Source organism: Nitrospirillum bahiense, from assembly GCF_007828025.1.
Classification (GTDB): domain Bacteria; phylum Pseudomonadota; class Alphaproteobacteria; order Azospirillales; family Azospirillaceae; genus Nitrospirillum; species Nitrospirillum amazonense.
This window is the reverse complement of the sequence record NZ_VITO01000006.1, coordinates 125,589-140,209: the sequence shown is the minus strand read 5'-3', so window position 1 is coordinate 140,209 and position 14,621 is coordinate 125,589. Positions and strand designations below refer to the sequence as shown.

The following is a 14,621-nucleotide window of genomic DNA, read 5'->3' as shown; positions in this document are numbered from 1 at the left end:
CTTCACTCCAGCGAAAGGACGGCGCCCATGAATGCGCAACGGATCGCCATTGCTCAAAGATGCTTCGCCGCAGCCTATGACAAGTCGATGGATTTCCCGGATATCGTGGCATTGCTGATCCAGTCCGGCTTTGAGGGATATACTGTCGATTACCGCCGCAACACAGCCACCTATTTCCTGCCGGACGGCGATAGCGTGGCGCTGGAAGGCCACCCCACGGACGATCAGGTCGCAGCCCGCTTTGACGCGGCCGCTGTGGCGTCACTGATCAAATGGGCGCAAGCCTGTCCGTCCGATTATTCCTATACGGCCTTCTGCAGGAGGGCGAAGGCCGCCGGGTGCGCCGGCTACATCGTCTCCTTCTCCGGTCGGCGCGTGCTGTACTTCGGGCGCACCGCGGAAACCCATGTGGAGCATTTTCCCCAATAGTCAGGGCACCGCTGCACCACCCGCCCGCACCAAGGCGGCAACGCCGGCGGCCCCATCCCGGGCCAGTCCGTTCGCGATGCCGTCGCGGTCGGCGACGGGGCGGTTCTGGCTCATCTTCCACTTGCCTTCCACGCTGGTGAGCATCAGGCGGAAGCCGATGATGCCGCGCAGTTGCGCCTGGATGAAATCGGCGGGCGCGTCAGCGACCGTCCAGGGCGCGGTGCGGGCCCCCTCATGCCGGTCGGTCAGGCCGCCCACCAGGTCCAGCAGGGCGTCTGCGTCCTCGAAGAAGGTGATGGGCCCCCGGGCGTGGATGGTGGCGTAGTTCCAGGTGGGCACCACCTTGCCGGTTTCCGCCTTGGTGGCGTACCAGGACGGGCTAATATAGGCGTCGGGTCCCATGAAGATGGCCAGTGCCGGACTGCCTGCCGGTGTCTCCCGCCATTGCGGATTGGCCCTGGCGACATGTCCATAGAGCGTACCGTAGGGCCCCTCATCCGCGCGCAGCAGCAGGGGCAGGGGGCTGGCCTGGGGTGCGCCATCCGCCCCCACCGTCACCAGATTGGCCAGGCCGATGGCCGCCATGGCCTGGTGCAGCACGGGCAAGCGGTCTTCCTTGAAATGCGTCGGGCGGTACATGACGGCTGGCCTTCCATGCTGCGGGATGCGCGTAGTTTCCTGCCAAACTGGATTGTCCCATAGCGCCAATTATCACGTTCTGATAAGTCCGGTAGGCCTGTTTGGTATGAGGGACCGCTCCGTCCATGTCCGCCATCGCGCCCCTCTGGAACAGCCTGATGCTGGACCGGCAGGCGTCCACGTCGTTGCAGGACCAGATCGTCGCCTATTTCCGCGATGCCGCCCTGTCCGGCCGCCTGCCTGCCGGCACGCGGCTGCCGTCCAGCCGGGAACTGGCGCGCGACCAGGGGCTGGCCCGCATCACCGTCGTCCAGGCGTATGATCGGCTGGTGGCCGAGGGCTATGTGCTGGGCCGTGTCGGGGCCGGGATGTACGTGGCCGAGGGGGTGGCCACGATCGCACCCCGCGCCGTGCCCAGCGCCCCGGCATCCACCAATCTCACAGCGCCGACGGCGCCCCCCCTGCCCTTGGCCGTCGGCATCCCCGCGCTGGACCAGTTCCCCTGGGCCGATTGGGCCAAGGCGGGGATGGCCGCCCAGCGCGGACGTCCGGCGCACCTGCTGGCCTATGGCGACCCCTGCGGCACGGCGGAGCTGCGTGCCGCCATCGCGGACTATGTTGCCGTGGCCCGCGGCATCGCCTGCACCCCCGGCCAGGTCATCATCGTCAGCGGCGCCCAGCAGGGCATCGACCTCGTGGCCCGCACCCTGCTGTCCCCCGGCGACGCCGTCTGGTTCGAGGAGCCGGGCTATGTCGCCGGCCGGTGCGCCCTGGCGGCGGCGGGGCTGGAGATCGTGCCCGTGCCGGTGGATGGCGACGGCATGGACGTGGCCACTGGCCTGGTCGCCCGGCCCGGCGCCCGCCTGGCCCTGGTCGCCCCAACCCATCAATATCCCTTGGGCGTGACGCTCAGCCTGGGGCGCCGCCTGGCGCTGCTTGATTGGGCCGAGGGGGCCGATGCTTGGGTGCTGGAGGACGATTACGATGGGGAATATCGCTATGGCGGCCGGCCGCTGACGCCGCTGCACACACTGGACGGCGGCCGGCGGGTCCTCTACCTGGGGACCTTCAGCAAGGTTTTGGCCCCGGGCCTGCGCCTGGGTTACCTCATCGTGCCATCGGCCCTGGCGGACCGGTTCGCCGATGCGAAGTGGATGCAGGACCGGGGGGCACCAGGCCTGACGCAACAGACCTTGGCGCGCTTCATCACTCAGGGTCGCCTTGCCGCCCACGTGCGGCGCATGCGCCCCCTCTATCGCGCCCGGTGCCAGGCCCTGATCGCCGCCCTGGCCGAGCATGCCGCCGATGTGCTGGATACCGCTGGCAATCCCGAGGCCGGCCTGCATCTGGTGGCGCGTCTGCGGGAGCCGGGCGACGACGCGGCCATCGCGAAGGCCGTCCTGGCGCGGGGTGTCAAGGCGGCGGCCCTTTCCTCCTATTACCTCGGTTCCGCACCCGCCAGCGGCTTCGTCCTCGGCTTCGCCGGCACGGTGGGGGCGGCGATGGCTCCCGCCGTGCGCATCTTGGCGGCGGCGATCCGCCAGGGCTAGGGCTGCCTGCGTACAACCAGACGCAGCCGGCTCTCGCTGAGTCTGTCTGCGAGCAGCTTCACGTCCAAAGGTGATTCCACCTTTGGACGATCTGATCTAAGCCCCCAACTCCTTGCGCATGGGCACGAACGCGATGGTCTGCCCGTTGGGCAAGGGGTGGAGCACCTCGCCCGTGGGGTGGAAGCCCAGGGCGCGGTAGAGCGGGACGCCAGGCAGGGTGCCCATCAGTTCCAGCGCCTGAAAGCCCGCCGCCCGCGCTTCCGCCTCGCAGGCTTCCAGCAGGGCGCGCCCAATGCCCTGGCGCGCGCGCTGGGGATGGACGAAAAAGGCGCGGATGCGGGCGGGGTCGCGGGCCGGGTCCAGCATCTGCGGGCTACGATCCGGGCGGGCATCCCCGCCGAACAGGGTCATGCGCCGGCTCCACCCGCCGCAGCCGACGAACAGGCCGTCCGCCTCCTCCGCCACGAAATAGGTCTGGTCATGGATCAGGTCGCTGTCCACGCCGAAGGCGCCGGCAAGCGCGCCCTCCACCATCTCGGGCGTGTAGTGGTCCCCGCTCAGGCCCCGGGCAGAGGCTTGGATCAAGGCCTGCAACGCCGGCTTGTCCGCCAATGTCGCCTTGCGCAAGGTGTAGGCCACGGTGTCCCTCTCCCATCTTCGATCCACGCCTTAAGCTGTTGATGATACACTGGCATCACCGCCTGTCCCGTCGCTTTGGGGAATTGCCGCCATGACGCCAGACGATTTCCGCCGCATCGCGCGCTCGCTGGCCGGGGTGGAGGAAGGCGCGCACATGGGTCATGCCGATTTTCGCGTGGGTAACCGCATCTTCGCCACGCTTGATCAAAACGTGGGGAACCCTGATCTCGGGCGCGGCATGGTCAAGCTGGCGGTGGAGGAACAAGAGATGAGGGTGGCGGCGGCTCCGTCCGTCTTCCAACCGGTTCCGGGCGGCTGGGGACGGGGTGGCGCCACCCATGTGGCCTTGGCGGCAGCGGATGAGGCCACGCTGACCGGCGCTTTGACGGCTGCCTGGCGTCTGGCGATGGCCCAGGGGCCGACGCGGCCCCAAAAAAGGAAATAATTGGCCGACGCGGCCCCGGAAAAGGGAATAACTGGCTGATGCAGCCGCGCAGGAAGACGGCTTAGTCCTTGACCCCCGGCGCATCCTGCTTCAGCCACCAGATGGCCAGTTCCTCGGCTGGCAGGCCGGGGCTGTAGAGGAAGCCTTGAGCCACGGGCACGCCCAGGGCGCGCAGCCGCTCGGCCTGATCCTCCGTCTCCACACCCTCGGCCACCACCTTGGCGTCCATGACGGCCGCCACCTGGATGATGGCGCGCACCAGCATGTCCGACTTGGCGTCCCGGTTCATGTCTTGGACGAAGCGTCGGTCTATCTTCACCGTCGTGGCCGGTAGGCGGTTGAGGTAGCTCAGCGATGAGTATCCCGTGCCGAAATCGTCCAGAGCCACGCCGAAGCCCCGGTCCCGCAGGCCCTGGATATGGTCGAACGTGCGCGCGTCATCGCCGACGAAGACGGACTCGGTGATCTCCATCTCGATGCCCTCGGCCGTGGCCTCCTGCGCCAACAGCACGCCGTCGATGCCTTGCAAGAAATCCGCCTGCTGCACCTGCAAGGCGCAGACGTTGACGGCGACCGGGATGTCCAACCCCTCCGTCCGCCAGGCGCGACGCTGGCGTATGGCCATCTCCAGCACCTGCAGGCCCATGGGCAGCACCAAGCCGCTGGCCTCCGCCAGATCCAGGAACTGGGCCGGCATCAGCAGGCCATGCCGGGGGGACTGCCAGCGCACCAGCGCCTCCACCCCCACCGGCCGGCCGCTTATCAGGTCAAGCTTGGGCTGGTAGTGCAGCACCAGTTCGCGGTTGCGCAGGGCGGCACGGAATTCGGCCAGCAGGGCCAGGCCGGCGTGGTTGCGCCGCTCCAGCTCCAGATTGAAGGCAATCAGCCGGCCACGGGCGCGCAACTTCGCATCCTTCAACGCCAGGGACGCCTGCTGCACCAGCAGGTCGCCGGCCGGCTGGCTGTCATCGGCACCGGTCGCGCCGGTGACGGTGAACGTGCAGCCGCTGGTGGCGGACAGGCTGGCGTGGCGGCCGGCGACATCGAATCCCGTCTCGAACGCCACCTCCAGCCGGCTTTCCAGCAGGGCCAGCGACAGGTCCGCCTGCGCCGGGGCGGGCAGGGCCAGGGCGAAGCGATCGCCGCCGAAGCGGCTGACGGCCACGGCTTCGGGGAAATTGGCCACCAAACGGTGCCCAACGGCACGCAGCAGGGCGTCCGCCACCTGGAAGCCCAGGCGCGCGTTGATGAAGTGGAACTGGTCCAGGTCCAGCAGGATGACCACCAGGTTCTGGCCGGACGCCGCCCGGTCCAACGCCGCGATGAAGCCGGCGCGGTTGGGCAGGGCGGTCAGGGGATCGGTGAAGGCGACGGACCGCAGGTGCTCGAACAGGGTCGCCGTTTCGAAGCCCAGCGCCACGTTGATGGTGAACAGGCGCACCAGGTCGCGCTTCTGCTCGTCCACCGGCGTGGGGGTGGACATGTAGATGGCCGCCGGGTGGGCACTGCCCGATTGCAGGTACAGGATGTCGCCGCCCCGGCTCTTGAACCCCTCGCGGCGGGAGAACGCCTCCAGCAAGGCGGCCTCGATCTCCACATTGCCCAGGCTGGCCAGGGGCTTGCGGATGTGGCCGGCGAAACGGCCGGCGGCGGCCACGATGACGGGGCCGTCCACCGTGCCCTGGGCGCACAACAGGCCCTCAGGCTCCATGCCCATCTGGGCGGCCAGCTGGATCAGGACACCGGCGCTGAACTCGTTCAGGCTGCGCTCGCTGAACAGGTCGGCGGAGGCCTTGATCACCTGCTCCAGCCCCCGGCGGTGCCGGTCCAAGGCCACGATCTGCTCATAAGACCTGAGGGCGGTGATGATGCTGGAGGCCAGGCGGGTGACCGTCAGCTCGGTCTTGGCCTTGTAATCGTTGATGTCGTATTGGCGGATGACCTCCAGCTCGGGGGCATAGCCCGGCTGGCCCGTGCGCAGCACGATGCGCACCTGGTCGTTGCGCAATTCCTCCCGGATGCGGCGGACCAGATCCAGGCCGGCGCGTTCATCCTCCATCACCACGTCCAGCAACACGACGGCGATGTCGGGCGTGCCGGCCAGATACTCGAACGCCTCCCAGGCGGTGTAGCAGCTGTCCAGCGTCAGCGGCCGGCCGCGAAAATCCATGCCCTCCAGCGCCAGGCGGGTGGCCAGGTGCACCTGCTCGTCATCGTCGACAACCAGGATGCGCCAGCCCGGCCCGCTTTGCCGGGCAGTCCCCCGGTCATCCTCGATATGGATCAGGGCTTCAGCCGGGTTCGCCATCAGCCGGGTTCTCCCGGTGAGGCCGGCGGCGTGTCGTCGGCGGTGTGCGGCGCCATCAGGGGTACCGTCAGCGTCACGGTCGTCCCCTCACCGGGCTTGGAGGCCACGGCGATGGCCCCGCCCAGGATGCCCGTGACGATGTTGTAGACGATATGCATGCCCAGGCCCGATCCCCCTTGGCCCATCTTGGTGGTGAAAAACGGTTCGAACAAGCGTCGCCGTACATCCTCGCCCATCCCGCCGCCGTTGTCCTGCACGCGCAGGGTTACATCCCGCGCGTTGCGGCTGGCCTCTATGCGCAGCAGCTGCCCCGTGGTCTGGCGTTCCCGCGCTGGCAGTGCCGCGTCGAAGGCGTGGAGTTCCGCGTTTTGGATCAGGTTGGTCAACACCTGGCCCAGGGGACCGGGGTAGCTGTCCAGGTCGATGCCATCCGGGATGGTGGTCTCTACCCTGAAAGAGGCGCGCCGCAGCATGGGGCCCAGTGTGGTCAGGGTGTCGGAAACCATCTCGCCCAGGTTGAAGCGGCGGCGCTGGGAACTGGCGCGGTCCACCGCCACCTGCTTGAAGTGCTGCACCAGGGTGGTTGCGCGGTCCAGGTTGCGCTCCAGCAGGTCGGTGCTGTCACGCGCCACACGGGCGAAGCGGTCCACCGTGCTCTGCCGCAGTTGCCCGGCCTCGATGGCCGCCAGAAAGCGCTTGGTCTCCAGCGCCAGGGTGCTGCTGGCGCTGACGGCCACGCCTAAGGGGGAGTTCACCTCGTGCGCCACCCCGGCGACCAGGGACCCCAGGGCGGCCAGCTTCTCCGATTCCACCAACTGGTCCTGCAGCTGGCGCAGCGTGGCCAGGTTGGTCTCCGCCTCGGTCTTGGCGGCGGACAGGGACTGCGCCTCATTGGTGCGGGCGGCGATCAACCGGTCGCGCTCCGCGCTCTTGTCACGCAGCACGGCCAGGGCCGCCGCCAGGCCGGCGATCTCGTCCCGCCGGTCGGTGCAGGGCAGGGGATGGTCGTAACGGCCTTGGGCGAAGGCCTCGGTGGCCAGGGTCATGGCCTGGATGGGGGCCGCGATGGTACGGATGGCCAGCCAGGCCAGGGCGGCGCCCGCCACCACCGCCAGGCCGATGGCGGACCACAGCAGCGCGCGCGTAGCGGCATAGATGGCGTTGCCTTCGCGGGCCGTGGCCCGACCCTGGTTCACGTTGAAGGCCAGGTCGCGCAGGATGGCGTCGGTCGCCTGGGTATCGGCATCCCGCAGCGGCCCGTTGTAAAGGGCGATGGCCTCGTCCCGGTTATGCTCCAGCACCAGGTCGCGCAGGCGCATCTGGTACTGCTGTCCGGCGGCCCAGGCTTGGTCGAAGGCGTGCAGGCGCTGTTCGTCCTCCGTGTTCATCACGATATATTGCTGATAGTCGCGGCGCGCGATCTCCACATCCTGGTTGCGCTGGTCCAGCGCCTGCAGGCTGCGTTCCAGGTCGGCCTCGGGGGCGAACAGCAGCCGTGCTTCCGCCAGGCGATGGCTTTTGATGGCCGAGATCATCTGCCCGTTCACGGCCGTGCTGGGCAGCCAGTTGTCCCGGATGACGGCCGCCTTGTCGTTGAGCGCGCCCAGCCGGTCCATGGCCAGCCCGCCCACCAGCGCCACGCCCAGGGTTAGCAGGCCAAAAGCCAGCAGAAGGCGCAGCCGCACGGTCAACCCGCCGGCGGTGCGCGCGATCCGGTTGGACAAGTCGGCCGGGGGCAGGAGCGGGGCGGTGGCGACCATGTCCGCCGTTCCCATTTCAAGCGACCGGGGGCCGGAGGACTGTGCCATGAGCCATGCTTCCGCTTGCGATTCGCCGTCGGGCCAATCCCGGCATCTGGGCCTTGCATGTCCGGGCGGCAACCGCTGCCCAGGCGGCGCCCCGGCTGGGAAAAGACACGTTATCCCCTTAGCTTAACGTCTGCCATTGGCGGTGGACAGGGGCCTGGCTCTATCCTCCGGTACAGGACGGCGGCGGGCAAGAGTGCGAAAGAGGGGGCGGTGGCGCGATCCGCGCAAAAGAAAAGGGCCGCCCGGCTGGACGGCCCTTTCCCGATAGGAGGCTTCCCGGGGGCAGCTGATCCAATCAGACGGAGTAGTACATCTTGTATTCGATGGGGTGCGGCGAGGTTTCGAACGCCAGCACTTCTTCCATCTTCAGGTCGATGTAGCTGTTGATGAAGTCCTCGGTGAAGACATCGCCCTTCTTCAGGAAGGCGTTGTCGGCGGCCAGGGACTCCAGGGCCTCACGCAGCGAACGGCAGACGGTCGGCACTTCCTTCAGCTCTTCCGGCGGCAGGTCGTACAGGTTCTTGTCCATCGCGTCGCCGGGGTGGATCTTGTTCTGGATGCCATCCAGGCCGGCCATCAGCATGGCGGCGAACGCCAGGTAGGGGTTCGCACCCGGGTCCGGGAAGCGGACTTCGACGCGCTTGCCCTTCGGGCTGTTCACGAACGGGATGCGGCAGGAGGCCGACCGGTTGCGCGAGGAGTAGGCCAGCAGCACCGGCGCCTCGTAGCCCGGGACCAGGCGCTTGTAGCTGTTGGTCAGCGGGTTGGTGAAGGCGTTCAGGGCGCGGGCGTGCTTGATGATGCCGCCGATATAGTACAGGGCGGTCTCGGACAGGTCGGCATAGCCGGAACCCGCGAACAGGGGCTTGCCGTCCTTCCAGATGGACTGGTGGCAGTGCATGCCCGAACCGTTGTCGCCGAACACCGGCTTCGGCATGAACGTGGCGGTCTTGCCGTAGGCGTGGGCGACGTTGTGCACCACGTACTTAAAGATCTGCATGGTGTCGGCCATGCTGACCAGGGTGCCGAACTTGATGCCCAGTTCGTGCTGCGAGGCGGCCACCTCGTGGTGGTGCTTCTCGACCTCGACGCCCATGTCGGCCATCACGGTCACCATCTCGGCGCGCAGGTCCTGGCCGGCGTCGATCGGGGCGACCGGGAAGTAGCCGCCCTTGACGGCCGGCCGGTGGCCCAGGTTGCCTTCCGGATAAGCCTTGCCGGAGGTGTAGGGGCCTTCCTCGCTGTCGAACTCGTACATGACGCGGTTCATCGAGACTTCGAACTTCACGTCGTCGAACACGAAGAACTCGGCCTCGGGGCCGAAATAGGCGGTGTCGCCGATGCCGGCGCTGGCCATGTAGTTCTCAGCGGCCTTGGCGATGGAGCGCGGGTCACGCTTGTAGGGCTGGCCGGTGGAGGGCTCCAGCACGTCGCAGAACACGGTCAGCAGCGGCTGGGCGGCGAACGGATCCAGGACGGCGGTGGCGGGGTCGGGCATCAGGATCATGTCCGACTCGTTGATGGCCTTCCAACCGGCGATCGACGACCCGTCGAACATCACGCCGTCGGTGAACATCTCCTCGTTCACGGTGCTGATGTGCTGGGCGGTGTGCTGCAGCTTGCCGCGCGGATCGGTGAAACGGAAATCGACGTACTTGACGTCGTGCTCCTTAACCAGGTCGAAGAACTTCGCGATATCGGACATCTTGATGGGTTCCCTAAAGTTCTGGGAGATGTTGGGTGACTACTGACTTCGCGTGCATGGGCGGGAACATCGCTGCGCCCCCCATCCCATAATGTTCCGGCGCCTTGGGTTACTCCCATCCCGGGCCGCCAGCCCCAAACGTATGATCAATGATCGATGACCATTGATATCCCGGACGGCAACGCGCCCCGCCGTTTCCGTCCATGCCACCCGGTGCGGGGCGGCATCCGGCGAACCGGCGTCAGACCGCGTCCGGCCCCCGTTCGCCGGTGCGGATGCGGATGACATCCTCCACGGGGGTCACGAAAATCTTGCCGTCGCCGATGCGGCCGGTATGCGCCGCCTGCTGGATGGCCTCAATGGCACGATCGACCAGCTGATCGTCCATCACGATCTCGATCTTCACCTTGGGCAGGAAGTCCACGACATACTCCGCGCCGCGATACAGCTCGGTATGGCCCTTCTGCCGGCCGAAGCCCTTCGCCTCGGTCACGGTGATGCCCTTGATGCCGACTTCGTGCAGCGCTTCCTTCACCTCGTCCAGCTTGAACGGTTTGATGATGGCTTCGATCTTTTTCATCGCTTACGGCCACGCCTTCGCTTCAAGGGCGGGGGATGGTCGGCGTCGGTGCCGGGACTGCGGGGCCCAACGGGGCTGCATGCCTGGAAACTGATGCCGGAAACCCCCCACGATTTTCAATTCGGTGTTTGGCCCATAGACAACACGGGTGGGGCACAACCCGCAACAGGCGTCGCCGCCCCCATGTGGCCCGGCCAGACCGGGGCAACAGGATAGCACGCCCCATGCCAACCCGGCGGATGGGGCGCGCCCGGCCCTCCAGCCCCGGCGGCCCCAACGTATGCGCGCTTCTTGTGCAAACAACAGCACAAAATTTAGCCAACAGCCCGCATTTTGTCCTTTTGGCTGCCGAGCTGGTCGATTTGGGGGGGTGCCACTGCCTCGATTGCAGCCTATCGCGGGACGCGACCCCGGCATGTGAAGATTATTTTATCAGAGTGCTTGACGGGGTGGGGGCAGGTGGTGCAGAAACCCGCCTCACGGCGGCGGTGGTAGCTCAGCTGGTAGAGCTCTCGGTTGTGGTCCGAGCGGTCGTGGGTTCGAGTCCCATCCATCGCCCCATCCTCCTTATACTATGTATAAGGATAGCAAAGGCGCCCTCACCGGGCGCCTTTCTGCTTTTCCGGATCCTTTCACCATGCGGCGGCGCTAGACTGCCCGCACGACAGGCAATCCGGGCGGCGCGCCATGACCTTCAGCTTCGACGACGTCCGCGCCCAGGCCCTGGCTTGGCCCGGCGTGGAGGATGGCACCTCCTATGGCACGCCAGCGCTGAAGGTGCGCGGCAAGCTCCTGGCCCGCCTGCGCGAGGATGGCGACACCCTGGTCGTCACCGGCGTGGACACGGACGAGCGCGCCCTGCTGATGGCTATCGAGCCGGCCGTCTATCATCTGACCAACCATTATGTGGGCTGGCCCATCGTGCTGGCGCGCTTGTCCGCCATCCCCGACCAGGGCTCTTTGGACAAGGTGATGGGCCTGCTGCACCGCCAATGGCGCGCGGTGGCGCCCAAGACCCTGGTGCGGCGGTTCGACGCGGCCGGTTCGGCATAGCCGGATCCGCGGACGAGGTCAGTGCCCGCCGCAGCTGCCACCCCCACACCCGCCATGGCCGCCACATCCGCCGTGCCCGCCGCCGCAATGGCCATGCCCGTCCCCGCCGCCATGATGATGGCCTTGGCTGCCGCCACCGTCCCCGCCGGTGGAGGACGGGTCGGTCGCGCCGCCGCCGTCACTCCGCGTCTTGCTCACCCAGGCCACAGCCAGGGGGCTGGGTGCCGGCCATGCTGACGGATCGGGTGCCCCGTAGCATTCCTTGTAGGCGATCCAGGTGCGGGCATAAGCCTCCGCGCTACCGGCGCCGACATGATGATGGATGAAGCGGCCGGCGGAGGCCTGGCAGTAGGCGGCATAAAGGGCGGTGCACAACACCAGCTCATGCCAATAGTCATCGACCAGGCTGTCGGGCGCGCCCAAGGGCTGCTGCGCCGCCCATCCCGGCGGAGCGGCCATCAGGCCGAAATATCGCCGGAACTCCATTTCCCAGAAAGCGGCGCCGGCGGCGTCCAGATCGTGGCGTTTGCGGAAGCGCTCCGTCGCCAGGGAGAGGTCGTGGACGAACACGGCCCGCAGGCGTTTTTGTCGTTTATTGAGAAGGTGGCCGCCCCAGGCGGCGATGGTGGCCCAACTGGCCAGGATCAGCGTACCCGGTCCCCAAATGGCGGACATAAGCCCTCGACGGGTGGTTGCGGACGGCGCCATTGTACTTGGGAAATCCCGTTGCCGCCAGCGAGGCGTTGTCTTGCCGCCGCCGGCATCAACCCCTGGTCGTTCAATCGCCCGAGTGTCCGCCCATGGTTCCGACCGCCGCTTCCGCCCGCGCCCTGCTGTCCGTGGCCCACATGCGTGCCGCCGATGCCGCCGCCATCGCGGGAGGTGTGCCGGGCATCACCTTGATGGAGCATGCGGGCCGCGCGGTGGCCGGCGTGGTGATGGCGCGCTTCGGCCTGGGTCCGGTAACGGTGCTGTGCGGGCCGGGCAACAATGGCGGCGACGGATTCGTGGCGGCCCGCCATCTGGCCGCCGCTGGCTGGCCCGTGCGCTTGGCGCTGCTGGGTGATCTGGATCGGCTGACGGGTGATGCGGCCCTGGCGGCGGCCGATTGGGTGGAGATCTGGGGGCGGGACTCGGTGCTGGAGGCCGTACCCGCCGTGCTGGCCGGGGCGACGGTGGTGATCGACGCCCTGTTCGGCGTGGGGTTGTCGCGCCCCCTGGGCGGCAGGGCGGCGGAACTGGTGGCCGCCATGGCGGATGCGCGCCGGGGCGGGGCCGTCGTGCTGGCGGTGGACGTGCCCAGCGGCCTGGACGCCGATACCGGCGCGCCGGTGGGCGACGTGATGGTCCGGGCTGACGTCACCGTCACCTTTTTCCGCAAAAAGCCGGGGCATCTGCTGTTGCCCGGCCGCGTGGCCTGCGGCGCCACCATCGTGGCCGACATCGGCATTCCCGATGCCGTGCTGGCGGACCCGGCGGTGGCCACGGACGCGTGGGAGAACGGGCCGGCCTTGTTCGCCGGCCACCTGCCGCACCCCCGCATCGATGATCATAAGTATAGGCGGGGCCACGCGCTGGTGCTGGGCGGGGCGGTCATGACCGGGGCGGCGCGTCTGGCGGCACGCGCCGCGCAGCGGGCCGGCGCCGGCCTGGTGACGGTGGCCAGCCCGCCCGCGGCGGAGCTGATCTATCGTCTCTCCAGCCCCAGCCAGATCGTGCGCCCCATAGCGGACCTGCACGCCGCCAAGGCGATCCTGGCCGATCCGCGTATCACGGCCGCCGTGCTGGGTCCGGGCGCCGGCACGGACGACGATGGCCAGGCGCTGCTGCGGGCCCTGGTCGCCGCCGCCGGTCGGCGCCAGGGCGATTCGGTGGGCGCCGGCCCAGTGGATACCGGCTCAGGGGGCGCCGGCTTCGGCCTCGTCCTGGACGCCGACATCTTCACAGCCTTCGCCGGTCAAGCGGACGCGCTGGGGGCTCATCTGGCGGGCCGGGTGGTGCTGACCCCGCACGAGGGCGAATTCGCCCGCCTGTTCGGGGCCGGGCATGCCGCACTGGCGGGGGATAAGCTGACGCGCGCCCGGCTCGCCGCCCGCCACCTGGGCGCGGTCATCTTGCTGAAAGGGCCGGACACGGTCATCGCCCACCCCGATGGCCGCGCCGCCATCGAGGCCGGCGGCCCGCCCACCCTGGCCACCGCCGGGTCGGGCGACGTCCTGGCGGGCCTGTGCCTGGGCCTGCTGGCCGGCGGCATGGACGCCTGGCATGCCGCTTCGGCCGCCGCCTGGCTGCATGCCCAGGCCGCCCTGCGCTTCGGTCCCGGCCTGGTGGCCGAGGACTTGCCAGAACAGGTGCCAGCCCTGTTGGCGGACTTGGCGGTGGCGTGACGGCGAGGCGGGCGATGAGATACCAAATAAAAATACTATAAAATTGCAGATAAGCCTGCGGGCATTCACGTCGCCGACTACGCTCTCCCCTTTCGCGCAGACCAACCGCCGCAGCCTGCCACGGCCGGAATATTTAAAATGCCATATTTGCCATATGGCAAAAGCATTGCCCGCACTAAAACAATGGGATACTCTTGATATAGATTGAAACTGCTTCGCGGCATTTGCCCCCGATCAGGGGCGTGACTGGCCGGCGCAATAACCATTTCCACCCCCACTGGGCTTCCGGCACTCGTATCTGGTCCGGCCTGGGAAGGGTCAGCTTCCCGAAGTATTGGGAACTGGGGGAATGGCGCGGGCCCATGTCGAGATATCGCGGGCGGGGCAAGGCGACGGGGCCTTTATCCCGAACGTCTGGCGTCGGCGCCAATAAACGCCCTGTTCATTGGGCGGAGTGCCGGGCCTGCTTTATTAGGGGGGCGAGTGTGGGCTTCTCTCTGTTCCGCCGGTCGCGCCTGGACGACCCGTTGCAGGTTGGCGCGCAGTATCGTCGGGTCGTTTCCGGCAGCGTGACGGAAACGGCGGAGGTTTTGACCATCACCACAGACAGTTTCCACATTCCGCACGTGCGTTTCATGGTGCGCAACAACCTGCCCGAGGGCAGCTGCGCCCCGGACCAGCGCACCCTGTCGGCCGAAAGCTTCAGCCGCCTGTTCAACGAGCGGGTCGCCAGCTGACGGTCATCCCCTGCCCGGTGGGCTCACGCCCCTTCCTGCGACAGGATGCTTTACAACCCGGCCCCACCCAGGGCCGGCACCCGCCAGGTCATCCCCAGGCCGGCGGTGGACGGTGGCGGGACCGCCCCGCCGAACCGCCGTGTGTCCCTGACCGGAGGTGGTAGTCCCCGGGAACGGCCTGGAATAGTTGGTGGAATCCCCCATATCGTCCCTCTGGGCCACTCTCGTAGATGGCCAGGCCGGCTGGTATTTCGCCATACCGGTATGCCTCCGAAGGCGTGTCAGGGACGGTCGGTATGGGATGGAAAGACGCGATACCCTCTAAGGCGGCTCCGGCGCGG

At 67.9% G+C, this 14,621-nt stretch carries 13 protein-coding genes and 1 tRNA gene; 7 read left to right on the top strand and 7 right to left on the bottom strand.

Annotated elements, in window-relative coordinates:
* Window positions 1-27 precede the first annotated feature (27 nt).
* Window positions 28-429 (top strand): DUF1398 family protein, encoded by a 402-nt coding sequence (locus FBZ88_RS10605; RefSeq protein ID WP_088873714.1) that lies wholly within the window; start codon window positions 28-30, stop codon window positions 427-429.
* Here FBZ88_RS10605 and FBZ88_RS10600 read toward each other — a convergent pair whose 3' ends face one another.
* On the bottom strand, window positions 430-1,068 hold the full coding sequence (locus FBZ88_RS10600) for an FMN-binding negative transcriptional regulator (RefSeq protein WP_145616767.1): 639 nt from the start codon (window positions 1,066-1,068) through the stop codon (window positions 430-432).
* Between the two features lie 125 nt (window positions 1,069-1,193).
* On the opposite strand from FBZ88_RS10600, the gene pdxR reads away from it, so the two are divergent.
* Window positions 1,194-2,618, top strand: a complete 1,425-nt coding sequence (pdxR, locus tag FBZ88_RS10595) for a MocR-like pyridoxine biosynthesis transcription factor PdxR (RefSeq protein ID WP_145616766.1) — start codon at window positions 1,194-1,196, stop codon at window positions 2,616-2,618.
* A 96-nt stretch (window positions 2,619-2,714) separates the two neighbouring features.
* Here pdxR and FBZ88_RS10590 read toward each other — a convergent pair whose 3' ends face one another.
* Window positions 2,715-3,257 carry a GNAT family N-acetyltransferase gene (locus FBZ88_RS10590; RefSeq protein ID WP_088873711.1) on the bottom strand — a complete coding sequence of 181 codons (543 nt, stop codon included), beginning with the start codon at window positions 3,255-3,257 and terminating at the stop codon, window positions 2,715-2,717.
* A gap of 91 nt (window positions 3,258-3,348) precedes the next feature.
* Here FBZ88_RS10590 and FBZ88_RS10585 point away from each other — a divergent pair, with 91 nt between their 5' ends.
* Complete coding sequence (locus tag FBZ88_RS10585) at window positions 3,349-3,702, top strand: MmcQ/YjbR family DNA-binding protein (protein ID WP_145616765.1); 354 nt, start codon at window positions 3,349-3,351, stop codon at window positions 3,700-3,702.
* A gap of 61 nt (window positions 3,703-3,763) precedes the next feature.
* Here the strand turns inward: FBZ88_RS10585 and FBZ88_RS10580 are convergent, their stop codons facing one another.
* The 4 genes from FBZ88_RS10580 to FBZ88_RS10565 form a co-directional block, all read right to left on the bottom strand.
* On the bottom strand, window positions 3,764-6,010 hold the full coding sequence (locus FBZ88_RS10580) for an EAL domain-containing response regulator (RefSeq protein WP_145616764.1): 2,247 nt from the start codon (window positions 6,008-6,010) through the stop codon (window positions 3,764-3,766).
* The gene (locus tag FBZ88_RS10575) at window positions 6,010-7,818 is read right to left on the bottom strand and encodes an ATP-binding protein (RefSeq protein WP_145616763.1); all 1,809 of its coding nucleotides are present in this window, start codon (window positions 7,816-7,818) and stop codon (window positions 6,010-6,012) included. Before FBZ88_RS10575 ends, FBZ88_RS10580 begins: the two co-directional genes overlap by 1 nt.
* Window positions 7,819-8,113: 295 nt before the next feature.
* Window positions 8,114-9,523: a type I glutamate--ammonia ligase gene (gene glnA / locus FBZ88_RS10570; protein ID WP_004274166.1), complete on the bottom strand. Its 1,410-nt coding sequence runs from the start codon at window positions 9,521-9,523 to the stop codon at window positions 8,114-8,116.
* A 241-nt stretch (window positions 9,524-9,764) separates the two neighbouring features.
* Window positions 9,765-10,103: a P-II family nitrogen regulator gene (locus tag FBZ88_RS10565; RefSeq protein ID WP_004274165.1), complete on the bottom strand. Its 339-nt coding sequence runs from the start codon at window positions 10,101-10,103 to the stop codon at window positions 9,765-9,767.
* Window positions 10,104-10,588: 485 nt separating this feature from the next.
* Here FBZ88_RS10565 and FBZ88_RS10560 point away from each other — a divergent pair.
* A tRNA-His gene (locus FBZ88_RS10560) sits at window positions 10,589-10,664 on the top strand.
* A 126-nt stretch (window positions 10,665-10,790) separates the two neighbouring features.
* Window positions 10,791-11,156, top strand: coding sequence for an MmcQ/YjbR family DNA-binding protein (locus FBZ88_RS10555; protein WP_145616762.1), 366 nt, complete (start codon window positions 10,791-10,793; stop codon window positions 11,154-11,156).
* 18 nt (window positions 11,157-11,174) lie between these two features.
* On the opposite strand, the gene FBZ88_RS30160 is transcribed toward FBZ88_RS10555, so the two are convergent.
* A complete protein-coding gene (locus tag FBZ88_RS30160) occupies window positions 11,175-11,831 on the bottom strand; it encodes a glycine-rich domain-containing protein (RefSeq protein WP_186464321.1) in 657 nt (218 codons plus the stop codon).
* A 125-nt stretch (window positions 11,832-11,956) separates the two neighbouring features.
* On the opposite strand from FBZ88_RS30160, the gene FBZ88_RS10545 reads away from it, so the two are divergent.
* Together FBZ88_RS10545 and FBZ88_RS10540 are read left to right on the top strand one after the other, a co-directional pair.
* Entirely contained in the window at window positions 11,957-13,543 is a 1,587-nt protein-coding gene (locus FBZ88_RS10545) for an NAD(P)H-hydrate dehydratase (protein ID WP_145616761.1), read from the top strand.
* A gap of 485 nt (window positions 13,544-14,028) precedes the next feature.
* The gene (locus FBZ88_RS10540; RefSeq protein ID WP_138918590.1) at window positions 14,029-14,280 is read left to right on the top strand and encodes a hypothetical protein; all 252 of its coding nucleotides are present in this window, start codon (window positions 14,029-14,031) and stop codon (window positions 14,278-14,280) included.
* Window positions 14,281-14,621: the final 341 nt, after the last annotated feature.